This is a genomic window from Cronobacter malonaticus LMG 23826 (assembly GCF_001277215.2).
Lineage (GTDB): Bacteria > Pseudomonadota > Gammaproteobacteria > Enterobacterales > Enterobacteriaceae > Cronobacter > Cronobacter malonaticus.
The window spans coordinates 3,855,528-3,868,291 of sequence record NZ_CP013940.1 but is presented as its reverse complement, the minus strand read 5'-3'; the positions used below and the strand labels follow the sequence as shown (position 1 = coordinate 3,868,291).

14 protein-coding genes are annotated in these 12,764 nt (G+C 58.2%); 10 read left to right on the top strand and 4 right to left on the bottom strand.

What is annotated here, in order from left to right:
* Positions 1 to 153 precede the first annotated feature (153 nt).
* The 8 genes from lptM (at position 154) to corA (ending at position 7,266) form a co-directional block, all read left to right on the top strand.
* Positions 154 to 357: an LPS translocon maturation chaperone LptM gene (gene lptM, locus AFK66_RS18155; RefSeq protein WP_004388423.1), complete on the top strand. Its 204-nt coding sequence runs from the start codon at positions 154 to 156 to the stop codon at positions 355 to 357.
* Between the two features lie 32 nt (positions 358 to 389).
* A complete protein-coding gene (dapF, locus tag AFK66_RS18150; protein ID WP_007780118.1) occupies positions 390 to 1,214 on the top strand; it encodes a diaminopimelate epimerase in 825 nt (274 codons plus the stop codon).
* Positions 1,211 to 1,915 (top strand): DUF484 domain-containing protein, encoded by a 705-nt coding sequence (locus tag AFK66_RS18145; RefSeq protein ID WP_023899623.1) that lies wholly within the window; start codon positions 1,211 to 1,213, stop codon positions 1,913 to 1,915. Before dapF ends, AFK66_RS18145 begins: the two co-directional genes overlap by 4 nt.
* Positions 1,912 to 2,817 (top strand): tyrosine recombinase XerC, encoded by a 906-nt coding sequence (gene xerC / locus AFK66_RS18140; RefSeq protein WP_007780124.1) that lies wholly within the window; start codon positions 1,912 to 1,914, stop codon positions 2,815 to 2,817. The genes AFK66_RS18145 and xerC overlap by 4 nt, the downstream gene beginning before the upstream one ends.
* The gene (gene yigB / locus AFK66_RS18135; protein WP_007780127.1) at positions 2,817 to 3,533 is read left to right on the top strand and encodes a 5-amino-6-(5-phospho-D-ribitylamino)uracil phosphatase YigB; all 717 of its coding nucleotides are present in this window, start codon (positions 2,817 to 2,819) and stop codon (positions 3,531 to 3,533) included. The genes xerC and yigB overlap by 1 nt, the downstream gene beginning before the upstream one ends.
* A gap of 139 nt (positions 3,534 to 3,672) precedes the next feature.
* Positions 3,673 to 5,835 (top strand): DNA helicase II, encoded by a 2,163-nt coding sequence (uvrD, locus tag AFK66_RS18130; protein ID WP_004388416.1) that lies wholly within the window; start codon positions 3,673 to 3,675, stop codon positions 5,833 to 5,835.
* 271 nt (positions 5,836 to 6,106) lie between these two features.
* Positions 6,107 to 6,163 carry a YsgD/CorL family protein gene (ysgD, locus tag AFK66_RS23265; protein ID WP_350338730.1) on the top strand — a complete coding sequence of 19 codons (57 nt, stop codon included), beginning with the start codon at positions 6,107 to 6,109 and terminating at the stop codon, positions 6,161 to 6,163.
* 152 nt (positions 6,164 to 6,315) lie between these two features.
* Positions 6,316 to 7,266: a magnesium/cobalt transporter CorA gene (corA, locus tag AFK66_RS18125; RefSeq protein ID WP_023899622.1), complete on the top strand. Its 951-nt coding sequence runs from the start codon at positions 6,316 to 6,318 to the stop codon at positions 7,264 to 7,266.
* A gap of 56 nt (positions 7,267 to 7,322) precedes the next feature.
* Here the strand turns inward: corA and AFK66_RS18120 are convergent, their stop codons facing one another.
* The 4 genes from AFK66_RS18120 to yigI all read right to left on the bottom strand — a co-directional run bounded on the left by AFK66_RS18120 (position 7,323) and on the right by yigI (position 9,779).
* Complete coding sequence (locus AFK66_RS18120) at positions 7,323 to 7,727, bottom strand: DUF2628 domain-containing protein (RefSeq protein WP_007780134.1); 405 nt, start codon at positions 7,725 to 7,727, stop codon at positions 7,323 to 7,325.
* A gap of 59 nt (positions 7,728 to 7,786) precedes the next feature.
* Positions 7,787 to 8,173 carry a hypothetical protein gene (locus AFK66_RS18115; protein ID WP_007780136.1) on the bottom strand — a complete coding sequence of 129 codons (387 nt, stop codon included), beginning with the start codon at positions 8,171 to 8,173 and terminating at the stop codon, positions 7,787 to 7,789.
* A gap of 189 nt (positions 8,174 to 8,362) precedes the next feature.
* A complete protein-coding gene (rarD, locus tag AFK66_RS18110; protein WP_007780137.1) occupies positions 8,363 to 9,256 on the bottom strand; it encodes an EamA family transporter RarD in 894 nt (297 codons plus the stop codon).
* Positions 9,257 to 9,308: 52 nt separating this feature from the next.
* Complete coding sequence (gene yigI / locus AFK66_RS18105; protein ID WP_007780139.1) at positions 9,309 to 9,779, bottom strand: acyl-CoA thioesterase YigI; 471 nt, start codon at positions 9,777 to 9,779, stop codon at positions 9,309 to 9,311.
* Positions 9,780 to 9,959: 180 nt separating this feature from the next.
* On the opposite strand from yigI, the gene pldA reads away from it, so the two are divergent.
* Both pldA and recQ read left to right on the top strand, forming a co-directional pair.
* Positions 9,960 to 10,829, top strand: a complete 870-nt coding sequence (gene pldA / locus AFK66_RS18100; RefSeq protein WP_007780141.1) for a phospholipase A — start codon at positions 9,960 to 9,962, stop codon at positions 10,827 to 10,829.
* Positions 10,830 to 10,896: 67 nt separating this feature from the next.
* A complete protein-coding gene (gene recQ, locus AFK66_RS18095) occupies positions 10,897 to 12,726 on the top strand; it encodes an ATP-dependent DNA helicase RecQ (protein ID WP_007780143.1) in 1,830 nt (609 codons plus the stop codon).
* Positions 12,727 to 12,764 lie beyond the last annotated feature (38 nt).

The following is a 12,764-nucleotide window of genomic DNA, read 5'->3' as shown; positions in this document are numbered from 1 at the left end:
TGTACGCGATGGCGGCAGTATAAAAGCAATAGCCGGGAATAGAAACCGGCGGGCGGAACGGCTTTTGTGTCATCCGGCGTTACGCAAACTCTTGCTTTTGCATCTTCACCTGCGATGATAGAAAACAGATGAATGAACAACAGGCACCGATAAATGAAAACGATTTTCCGCTCTCTGGCAGTGATGCTGACCCTGTTTAGCCTCACCGGTTGCGGTCTGAAAGGCCCGCTTTACTTCCCGCCAGCAGACAGCAAAGCTCAGCCGCAGAAAGCGCCGGAACAGCAAACCGAGACGACCATCCCGGATACCAACAACCGTGGCGATACCGATGGCCCGACGCAGGTCAGCAGGCAGTAACCGACTCGTAACCGCGCAAACGGAGTACAACAATGCAGTTCTCTAAAATGCATGGCCTGGGTAACGACTTTATGGTCGTGGACGCGGTGACGCAAAACGTCTTCTTTTCGCCTGACATGATCCGCCGCCTTGCGGACAGGCATCAGGGCGTAGGGTTCGATCAGCTGCTGGTGGTCGAACCGCCTTACGATCCCGATCTCGATTTTCACTACCGCATTTTTAACGCCGACGGCAGCGAAGTGGCGCAGTGCGGCAACGGCGCGCGCTGTTTCGCCCGTTTCGTGCGCCTCAAAGGGCTGACCAACAAGCGGGAAATCCGCGTCAGCACGGCGAATGGCCGCATGGTGTTAACCGTCAACGAAGACGAGCAGGTGCGTGTAAATATGGGCGAGCCGGTTTTCGAACCGTCGCTGGTGCCGTTTCGCGCCAACAAAGCCGAGAAGACCTACATCATGCGCGCCGCCGAGCAAACGGTGTTGTGCGGCGTGGTATCGATGGGCAACCCGCACTGCGTGATTCAGGTCGATGATGTCGCCACCGCGCCGGTGGAGACGCTCGGGCCGCTAATGGAAAGCCATGAGCGCTTCCCGGAGCGCGCCAACATCGGTTTTATGCAGGTGATGAATACCGAACACATCCGGCTGCGCGTGTTTGAGCGCGGCGCCGGCGAAACCCAGGCCTGTGGCAGCGGCGCGTGCGGCGCGGTCGCGGTCGGCATTCAGCAGGGGTTGCTGGCCGCGCAGGTGCGTGTCGACTTGCCTGGCGGTCGTCTCGACATCGCCTGGAAAGGGCCTGGCAATCCGCTCTTTATGACCGGCCCCGCCACCCACGTTTATGATGGATTTATTCACTTATGAGTAAGGCTGGAGAACAGCAGGAGACGCTGGCAACGCTTGATGACGACGCGGTGCTCGACTATCTGCTGCGCCATCCCGATTTTTTTATCCGCAACGCCGCGATGGTGGAGCAGATCCGCGTGCCGCACCCGGTGCGTGGAACCGTCTCGCTGGTGGAGTGGCACATGGCGCGCGCGCGTAACCACATCAACGAACTGGAAGAAAACATGACGTTGCTGATGGAGCAGGCGAGCGCCAACGAAGGGTTATTTTATCGCCTGTTGAAGCTACAGGGGCGTCTCGCCTGCGCCGGCAGTCTTCAGGAGATGCTGGAGCGCCTTAACCGCTGGGCGCGTGATATGGGCCTTGCGGGCGCTAGCATTCGCCTGTTCCCGGAACGCTGGCGGCTTGGCGCGCCATCCGGCTTTACGCATCTGGCGCTGTCACGCCAGGCGTTTGAGCCGGTGCGCATTCAGCGCCTTGGTCAGCAGATGCACTACCTGGGGCCGCTGAACGGCCCGGAACTGCTGGTGGTATTGCCGGACGCGAAAGCCGTCGGGTCGGTGGCGATGTCGCTGCTTGGCGAACATGGCGAGCTTGGCGTGCTGATTTTCAGCAGCCGCGACCCGCAGCACTATCAGCAAGGTCAGGGCACGCAACTGCTACATGAGCTGTCGCTGATGCTGCCGGAGCTTCTTGCACGCTGGATAGAACGCGTATGACCGACTCACCGCTGCACCCGCCCATTGCGCGCTTTCTGCGTTATCTGAAAGTGGAGCGCCAGTTAAGCCCCGTGACGCTGCTCAATTATGAGCGACAGCTGGCGGCGATGGTCGGGCTGGCGGGCGAGGCGGGGCTTAAAAGCTGGGCGCAGTGCGACGCCGCGATGGTTCGATCGCTTGCGGTACGCAGCCGTCGCGCCGGGCTGGGTCCGTCGAGCCTGGCGCTGCGTCTTTCCGCGCTGCGTAGCTTTTTCGACTGGCAGGTGAGCCAGGGCGAACTCAAAGCGAACCCGGCGAAAGGCGTCAGCACGCCGAAAACGCCGCGCCATCTGCCGAAAAACATCGACGTAGATGATGTGAACCGGCTGCTGGATATCGATCTTAACGATCCGCTGGCGGTCCGCGATCGCGCGATGCTCGAAATCATGTACGGCGCCGGGCTGCGTCTGTCCGAACTGGTCAATATCGACTGCAATCATCTCGATCTCGCCAGCGGTGAAGTCTGGGTGATGGGAAAAGGCAGCAAAGAGCGCCGCCTGCCGATAGGGCGCAGCGCGGTTGCCTGGATTGAACACTGGCTGAACCTGCGCGAGCTGTTCGGCCCGGACGACGACGCGCTGTTTTTATCAAAGCAGGGTAAGCGCATCTCGGCGCGTAACGTGCAAAAACGTTTTGCGGAGTGGGGCATCAAACAGGGGCTGAACAGCCACGTTCATCCGCATAAGCTGCGCCACTCTTTTGCGACACATATGCTGGAATCCAGCGGCGATCTACGCGCGGTTCAGGAGCTGCTGGGCCACGCGAATCTCTCGACCACCCAGATCTATACGCATCTTGATTTCCAGCATCTGGCTTCGGTCTACGACGCGGCGCACCCACGCGCCAGACGAGGAAAACCGTAATGTACTTTTACCGCCCGCTGGGCGCGATTGCCGCCCTGACGTTCGATCTTGACGATACGCTCTACGATAACCGCCCGGTTATCGCCCGCACCGAGCAAGAGACGCTGGCGTTTATGCAGCGCTATCATCCGCGGCTCAGTGCGTTCACCGCCGCGGATTTGCACCGTGCCCGCACGGCGCTGCGCCAGCAGGAGCCGGAGATCTATCACGATGTGACCGAATGGCGGCGGCGCGCCATTGAACAGGTGATGCTGGAGGCCGGGCTTACTGCTCATGAAGCCTCTGAAGGCGCGAACGAGGCGATGCTGAATTTCGCCCGCTGGCGCAGCCGCATCGAGGTGCCTGAGGAAAATCTTGAGGCGTTGCAGCAGCTCGCGAAAAAGTGGCCGCTGGTGGCCATCACCAACGGCAATGCCGAGCCGGAACAGTTCGGCCTGGGCGGTCTGTTCCAGTTTGTGCTGCGCGCCGGGCCGCACGGCCGCGCCAAGCCGTACAGCGATATGTATCATCTGGCCGCGCAGAAACTTGGCGTCGCGCCCGAGGCTATTCTGCACGTGGGCGACGACCTGACCACCGACGTGGCGGGCGCTATTCGCTCCGGCGTGCAGGCGTGCTGGATAAACCTGCTTGATGGCGACCTGATGCAGATAGATGACAGCCGCCTGTTACCGCATCTGGAGATTTCGCGGTTGGCATCCCTGACCTCGCTGATATAATCATCACCACTCTGTATATAATTCCAGGCTTTTCGGCAGGCAGCATACATATTGCTGCCTGATATCTCGTAAGCCTGGTCTGCGAGACGCCTGCGGGCGTTTTGTGTTTTTTCTGTTTTTAACGCGGCGGTGCCAATCAATGGACGTTTCTTACCTGCTCGACAGCCTTAACGATAAACAGCGCGAAGCCGTAGCCGCGCCGCGCAGCAATATGCTGGTGCTGGCGGGCGCGGGCAGCGGAAAAACGCGCGTGCTGGTGCATCGTATCGCCTGGCTGATGATGGTAGAAAACTGTTCGCCGTACTCCATCATGGCGGTGACCTTTACCAACAAAGCGGCGGCGGAGATGCGCCACCGTATCGGTCAACTGATGGGCACCAGTCAGGGCGGCATGTGGGTCGGCACATTCCACGGTCTCGCTCATCGCCTGCTGCGCGCGCACCATATGGACGCCAACCTGCCGCAGGATTTCCAGATCCTCGACAGCGAAGATCAACTGCGCCTGCTCAAGCGCCTTATCAAGGCGATGAACCTCGACGAGAAGCAGTGGCCGCCGCGCCAGGCGATGTGGTACATCAACGGCAAAAAAGATGACGGCCTGCGCCCGCACCATATTCAGAGCTACGGCAACCCGGTAGAGCAGACCTGGCAGAAGGTGTATCAGGCGTATCAGGAAGCCTGCGACCGCGCGGGACTGGTGGATTTCGCCGAGCTGCTGCTGCGCGCCCATGAGCTGTGGCTCAACAAACCGCATATTCTCAACCACTACCGCGAGCGCTTCACCAATATTCTGGTGGATGAGTTCCAGGACACCAACGGCATTCAGTACGCCTGGATCCGCCTGCTGGCGGGCGATACCGGCAAGGTGATGATCGTGGGCGACGATGACCAGTCGATTTACGGCTGGCGCGGCGCGCAGGTGGAAAATATCCAGCGCTTCCTGAATGACTTTCCGGGCGCGCAGACTATTCGTCTCGAACAAAACTACCGCTCCACCAACAACATTCTTAACGCTGCGAATGCTCTGATCGCCAATAACGCCGGGCGTCTGGGTAAAGAGCTGTGGACCGACGGCAGCGACGGCGAACCTATCTCCCTTTACTGCGCCTTCAACGAGCTGGATGAAGCGCGCTTTGTGGTCAACCGCATCAAGGTGTGGCAGGAGAACGGCGGCGCGTTGCAGGATTGCGCCATTCTCTATCGCAGCAACGCCCAGTCGCGCGTACTGGAAGAGGCGCTGTTACAGGCGAGCATGCCGTATCGTATCTACGGCGGTATGCGATTCTTCGAACGCCAGGAGATCAAAGACGCGCTCTCTTACCTGCGTCTTATCGCCAACCGTAATGACGACGCGGCCTTTGAGCGCGTGGTGAACACGCCGACGCGCGGCATCGGCGACCGCACGCTGGATGTTGTGCGCCAGACCGCGCGAGACCGCCAGCTGACGCTCTGGCAGGCGTGCCGTCAACTGTTGCAGGAGAAAGCCCTGGCAGGGCGCGCCGCCAGCGCTTTGCAGCGTTTCCTTGAGCTTATCGAGGCGCTGGCGCATGAAACCATCGATATGCCGCTGCACGTACAGACCGACCGGGTAATTAAAGATTCCGGCCTGTGGCTGATGTATGAGCAGGAAAAAGGCGAAAAAGGCCAGGCGCGTATCGAAAACTTAGAGGAACTGGTGACGGCGACGCGCCAGTTCAGCTACAACGAAGAAGACGAAGATCTGATGCCGCTGCAGGCGTTTTTGTCCCACGCGGCGCTGGAAGCGGGCGAAGGGCAGGCCGACGCCTGGCAGGACGCGGTGCAGCTGATGACGCTGCACTCCGCCAAAGGGCTGGAGTTCCCGCAGGTGTTTATCGTCGGTATGGAAGAAGGGATGTTCCCAAGCCAGATGTCGCTCGATGAAGGCGGGCGTCTGGAAGAGGAGCGACGCCTGGCCTACGTGGGCGTCACCCGCGCCATGCAGAAGCTGACGCTCACCTATGCGGAAACCCGTCGCCTGTACGGCAAAGAGGCGTATCACCGTCCGTCGCGCTTTATCGCCGAACTGCCGGAAGGCTGTGTGGAAGAGGTGCGCCTGCGCGCGAGCGTCAGCCGTCCGGTCAGCCATAAGCAACTGGGCGCGCCGATAGCGCAGAACGACTCCGGCTATAAGCTCGGCCAGCGCGTGCGTCATCCGAAATTCGGTGAAGGCACCATCGTGAATCTTGAAGGCAGCGGCGAACACAGCCGGCTGCAGGTAGCGTTCAACGGTCAGGGCATCAAATGGCTGGTGGCCGCTTACGCGCGCCTCGAAACCGTCTGACCTGTTTCTGAGAAAGCTTACCAGGCCGCTGGCGCGTCGCGTCGGCGGCTTTTTTATTTCTTCACGCCCCGCTGGATTTTCTGTCATCTGGCGCGGCGATAATCCCCCGGGAATGGCAGGAAGCGGAGCGCGAAAACGGTCCGGCAAAAGGCGCCCGCAGGCACTATAATTCCTGTCAATCATTGAGGTGTTTTATCTTAAGTGTACGTGTTGACGCCTAATTTTTGGTGGCGTAACATGCGCCCACGATTACGCTAAGAGGACATTCGCCTTGGACACACCCAGTAGATGCTGGCTCAAAAACCTGTCAAACAGGAACAACTCCTAAGGCTATCCTCTTACGCTGATGGCCTTAGTGGTTGTCAGCGACCGTTTTCTCTCCCGTCGCGCTGAGTCAGGCTGTTTAATGGTCTGAAACCCAATCTGTTTCTGTGTGCCCAACCGAACTGTCCAGAATTTGTTTTTTTGGGAGTCCCGGTCATGCTGAGCGCATTTCAACTGGAAAACAACAAACTGTCCCGCCTCGAAGTTGACGAGGCCGTTTCGCTGAAAGATTCCATCTGGGTTGACCTGGTGGAGCCGGAAGAGAGCGAACGACAGCGCGTGCAAACGGAACTTGGCCAAAGCCTGGCGACACGCCCGGAACTGGAGGATATCGAAGCCTCCGCCCGTTTCTTCGAAGATGAAGACGGGCTGCATATTCACTCGTTTTTCTTTTATGAAGATGCGGAAGATCACGGCGGCAACTCCACCGTGGCGTTCACCATTCGTAACGGGCGGCTGTTTACGCTGCGCGAGCGCGAGCTGCCGGCGTTCCGGTTGTACCGTATGCGCGCGCGCAGCCAGTCGATGATGGACGGCAACGCCTATGAACTGCTGCTCGATCTCTTTGAAACCAAGATCGAACAGCTGGCGGACGAGATCGAAAACATCTACAGCGATCTCGAAACCCTGAGCCGCGTCATTATGGAAGGGCATCAGGGCGATGAGTATGACGAGGCGCTCTCGACGCTGGCTGAGCTGGAAGATACCGGCTGGAAAGTACGTCTGTGCCTGATGGATACCCAGCGTGCGCTGAACTTCCTGGTGCGCAAGGCGCGTCTGCCGGGTGGTCAACTGGAGCAGGCGCGTGAGATCCTGCGCGATATCGAATCTCTGCTGCCGCATAACGAATCGCTGTTCCAGAAGGTAAACTTCCTGATGCAGGCGGCGATGGGCTTTATCAACATTGAGCAGAACCGCATCATCAAAATCTTCTCGGTGGTGTCCGTGGTCTTCCTGCCGCCAACGCTGGTGGCCTCCAGCTACGGGATGAACTTCGAATTTATGCCTGAGCTGCACTGGAGTTACGGCTACCCCGGCGCGATTGTTGCGATGCTGCTGGCGGGGCTGGCGCCTTACCTCTACTTCAAGCGTAAGAACTGGTTATAAAAGCAAAAAAGCCTCTTCCATGAAGAGGCTTTTTTCATAGTCCGAGGCGCAGAGCCTTACAGGCTCCAGTCCTGCTTGCCTTTGACCTTGAGATCGTAATACCAGACGTTAGTGCGGCAGGCGAAATAGAACGGGACGATATACATCAGCGCCCTTATATTCAGCAGGTTGCTGATAATCGCAACGACAAAGATTGCCAGCACGCAAAGAATACTTTTCTTCCACAGCCCCAGAATGGCCAGATAAATGAAGCTGAAAAAATAAGTGATGAAATTAAGGGAGACCTTAAGGCGTTCCATAATACTTAATTTTTTCAGCGCCTCACGCCACGCAGGCGTTGGAACCAGAACGGCCGGATAACCATTGTCTTCAATGAACTTAAAGCGAAACTTCCACTTGTCGCTTAATTTCGGGTCGGCCATGTAGTCGTAATGCTTTTTGTCATTTTCCATATTGGACATACCAGAGGCTCCTTAGCGCCTGAAAGAGTAGCGGGTTCGGGCGACGCTGCCGCCCACGATTATTTTTCTTTCCTCGCCGTGGCGGATGCCGGTGCGGCCAGCAGCAGTAGCGTCATCACAACCTGAAAACTGCCGCCGAGCGAAAGGTATTCTATGCGGCCTGGCTCGAAACCGCGGAGGTAAGCGAAGACTATCCCGGCAATCCACATTGCCAGTGAATAGAACAGGTAATTCCGCGCTTTCAGACCGGCGTCGCGGGCACGCAGCGCGCTGGCGCGGTAATAGAGAAAGAGAGCCATTAAAACGAGCGCAAGCGCCACACCGTCAGGTGCGATCGCAAGTATCACGCCCAGACCGAACAGCAAACCGAACAGCCATCCCAGATAAGGCAGGCGGCGCAGGGTGACCGTGCGCGGCGGGAAAAAGAAAGCAAACAGGGCTGACATGAAAATACCTTTTGCGCCTCTGTTATCGCGAAACAGCAGATGGCGTAGTGCATAAAGGCGGGATTATAGGTAAGGGGCATCGGGTTGCAAGGCGCGCGTCCCGGCTAATATCAGTAGGTGAGAAACAGGATTATTTGGTGTAAGGGAAGAGAACAGGACGTCAGTAACGCCCTGTTATAAAAGTCTTTCTTAAAGCTGGCGCAAACGCCGTTGGGTATAAAGCGCGTCCATAATAAATATCGCCAGCGCCAGCCAGATGAACCCGAAGGTGACCATTTTATCCGGGCCCGGCACTTCGCCATAAAAAACGACCGCCAGCAGGAACATCAGCGTCGGGCCGATATACTGGAAAAAGCCGAGCGTGGAGAGACGCAGACGCGTCGCCGCCGCGGTAAAGCAGAGCAGCGGAATGGTTGTCACCACGCCCGCGGCCATCAGCAGCAGATTCAGCGACCACGGATTGCTGCCCATATGGCTGGTCGGGCTGTCGGCGATGCCGAACAGGTAAATTGCCGCAACCGGCAGCAGCCACAGCGTTTCCATCAGCATGCCGGTCTGGGCGTCGACCATGATCTTTTTACGCACCAGCCCATAGAACGCGAAGCTAAACGCGAGGCCCAGCGCGATAACCGGCAGCGAGCCGAACGTCCAGAGCTGTACCAGCACGCCGCAGGCTGCCAGCAGCACCGCCAGCCACTGCATCCGGCGAAAACGCTCGCCGAGAAAAATCATCCCCAGCAGCACATTCACCAGCGGGTTGATGAAATAACCCAGGCTCGCCTCCAGCAGATGATGGTTATTCACCGCCCAGATAAACAGCAGCCAGTTGCCGCCCACCAGTACGGCGCTGAGCGCCAGGCTGAAGACCTTTTTCGGCGTCGAAAACAGCCGCTTCACCGATCCCCACTGGCGGCTCAGGCTGATGAGCGCCAGCATAAAAAAGAAGGACCAGATAACGCGGTGCGTCAGGATTTCATCGGCCGGAACCGCCTGAATCAGTTTGAAATACGCGGGGGCAATGCCCCAGATAAAATAAGCGGCAAGCGCAAAGAACACGCCCTGACGCGTCTGCTTAGCATCCATGTGAAACTCGTGATGTGAGAAAAGTGTGAGCAGTTTATCAGTATTGCGCCGCTTACCCTACCATGTAGGTGGCCGTGGCGCTGGCGATATAAACCTGCTCTTCGTTATGTAATTCGACGCGCGCCACCGCCACTTTATTGCCCGCGCGCAGTAGCGTGCTGGAGGCGGTAAAGCGCTGGCCGCGGCCGGGCCGCAGATAGTCGACGCGCATATCAATCGTGCCCATCCGGGAGAGCTGCTGGCGCAGCTCTTCTTCGCTGATACTATCGTGGCGCGTGAGCGTACTGCCGACGCACACCAGGCCCGCCGCCACATCCAGCGCCGACGCAATCGCCCCGCCGTGCAGAATGCTTTGCGCCCAGTTGCCTACCAGCATCGGCTGATTATTAAAGGCGAGCTGAGCATATTCTTTTTCGTAACGTTCCAGCTCCAGCCCCAGGGCGCGGTTAAACGGCATATGATAAACAAAGATTTCGCCGACCAGTTGCAGAGCCGCTTCCGGGGTCAGCAGAGTTGCGGACATGATGGTTTCCTCGTCCAAAAAGAGTGGGCACATAAGGTTAAATGAATGTTGATTTTATGCTTCCCATTTGTTGCTTTCCAGTTTAAGAAAGCAGGACTAAGCAGACGCGAAATAAATATGTAGAATGTCTGCCGGATAATAATTCATCATCGAAATATTCGTTCAGGAGAACACTGCCAAATGCGCACGTTTCTGGGTTGGTTTATGGCCGCAGCGTTGCTGCCATGCACAGCATTAGCACAGGAAGCGACGATCAAAGAGGTGCATGATGCGCCTGCCGTTCGCGGCAGCATCATCGCCAACCTGCTTCAGGATCACGATAACCCGTTTACGCTTTACCCGTATGAGAGCAACTATCTGCTTTACACGGTGACCGACGATCTCAATAAAGAAGCCATCAAGTCTTACGACTGGGCGGACAACGCGCGTAAAGACGAAGTGAAATTCCAGCTGAGCCTGGCGTTTCCGTTCTGGCGTGGGATCATGGGGCCGAATTCGGTACTGGGCGGCTCTTATACCCAAAAATCCTGGTGGCAGCTCTCTAACAGCGGTCAGTCATCGCCGTTTCGTGAAACCAACTACGAACCGCAGCTGTTCCTGGGCTTCGCGACCGACTACGACCTGGCGGGCTGGACGCTGCGCGATGTGGAATTTGGTTATAACCACCAGTCGAACGGCCGCTCTGACCCAACTTCCCGCAGCTGGAACCGTCTCTATACGCGTCTGATGGCGCAGAATGGCGACTGGCTGGTGGAAGTGAAGCCGTGGTATGTGCTGGGCAACACCGACGACAACCCGGATATCACCAAATACATGGGTTATTACCAGCTCAAGGTGGGTTACCAGTGGGGCGAGGCTATCTGGAGCGTGAAGGGCCAGTATAACTGGAATACCGGCTACGGCGGCGCGGAGCTTGGCCTGAGCTACCCGATTACGAAACACGTGCGCCTCTACACCCAGCTCTACAGCGGCTACGGCGAATCGTTAATTGATTATAACTTTAACCAGACTCGCTTTGGCTTTGGGGTTATGCTTAACGATCTCTTCTGAGGCATTGCAGTTTCCGACGCAGGCGCTGAAAATAGCGCCTGTTTTATTTTCAGTATCTGGAGTGAGTGTGGCGCAGGCGGAAGTTTACAGTCAGGAAACGCTGGCTAAACAGGTTTTACAGGAAACCTTTGGCTATCAGCAGTTCCGTCCAGGCCAGGCCACCATTATCGACGCGGTGCTTGAAGGGCGCGACTGCCTGGTGGTGATGCCCACCGGCGGCGGCAAATCGCTGTGTTATCAAATCCCGGCGCTGGTGAAAACCGGCCTGACCATCGTGGTTTCTCCGCTGATTTCTCTGATGAAAGACCAGGTCGATCAGCTTCTGGCAAACGGCGTGGCCGCGGCGTGTCTCAATTCGACGCAGAGCCGTGACGAGCAGCAGGCGGTGATGGCGGGCTGTCGTACCGGCCAGGTGCGCCTGCTCTACATCGCGCCGGAAAGACTGATGATGGATAACTTCATCGACACCCTGGGCTACTGGGATCTGGCGATGGTGGCGGTAGATGAAGCGCACTGTATCTCCCAGTGGGGCCACGATTTCCGCCCGGAATACGCGGCGCTCGGCCAGCTGCGCGCGCGTTTCCCGGCGGTGCCGTTTATGGCGCTCACCGCGACGGCGGATGACACCACGCGGCGCGATATCGTGCGTCTGCTGGGTCTTGACGATCCGCTGATTGAAATCAGCAGTTTTGACCGCCCGAACATCCGCTACATGCTGATGGAAAAATTCAAACCGCTCGATCAGCTGATGCGCTATGTGCAGGAGCAGCGCGGCAAATCCGGCATTATCTACTGCAACAGCCGCGCGAAAGTGGAAGATACCGCCGCGCGTCTGCAAAGCCGCGGAATCAGCGCCGCCGCCTACCACGCGGGCCTCGAACATGAGGTGCGCGCCTCGGTGCAGGAGAAATTCCAGCGCGACGATTTACAGATTGTGGTGGCGACCGTGGCGTTCGGTATGGGCATCAACAAACCCAACGTGCGCTTCGTCGTGCACTTCGATATTCCCCGCAATATTGAATCCTACTATCAGGAGACGGGCCGCGCCGGGCGCGACGGCCTGCCTGCCGAGGCGATGCTGTTTTACGACCCGGCGGATATGGCGTGGCTGCGCCGCTGCCTGGAAGAAAAAGCGCCAGGCCCGCTGCAGGATATCGAGCGTCACAAGCTGAACGCGATGGGCGCGTTCGCCGAGGCGCAAACCTGCCGCCGTCTGGTGCTGCTGAACTATTTCGGCGAAGGGCGTCAGGCGCCGTGCGGCAACTGCGATATCTGCCTCGATCCGCCGCGCCGCTACGATGGCCTGGTGGACGCACAAAAGGCGCTGTCGGCTATCGCGCGCGTGGAGCAGCGCTTCGGGATGGGCTATGTGGTGGAAGTGCTGCGCGGCGCGAACAACCAGCGCATCCGCGAGCTGGGCCATGACAAGCTCAAGGTGTACGGCATCGGGCGCGATCAGAGCCAGGAGCACTGGGTCAGCGTTATCCGTCAGCTTATTCATCTGGGTGTCGTGACGCAGAACATCGCGCAGCACTCGGCGTTACAGCTGACCGAAGCCGCGCGCCCGTTCCTGCGTGGCGAAGCGCCGCTGATGCTGGCGGTGCCGCGCGTCGCGGCGCTCAAACCGCGCGTGGCGCAAAAATCGTACGGCGGCAATTACGACCGCAAGCTGTTTGCGAAACTGCGCAAACTGCGCAAAGCCATCGCCGACGAAGAGAACATCCCGCCGTATGTCGTCTTTAACGACGCGACGCTGATTGAAATGGCCGAGCAAATGCCGCTTAGCCCCGGCGAAATGCTCGGCATTAACGGTGTCGGCACCCGTAAACTGGAGCGCTTCGGCAGACCGTTTATGACGCTCATCCGCGAGCACGTTGACGGCGACGACGAAGAGTAGTCAGCCCCGCCCAAACATGCCAGGATGAATGTTCTCTG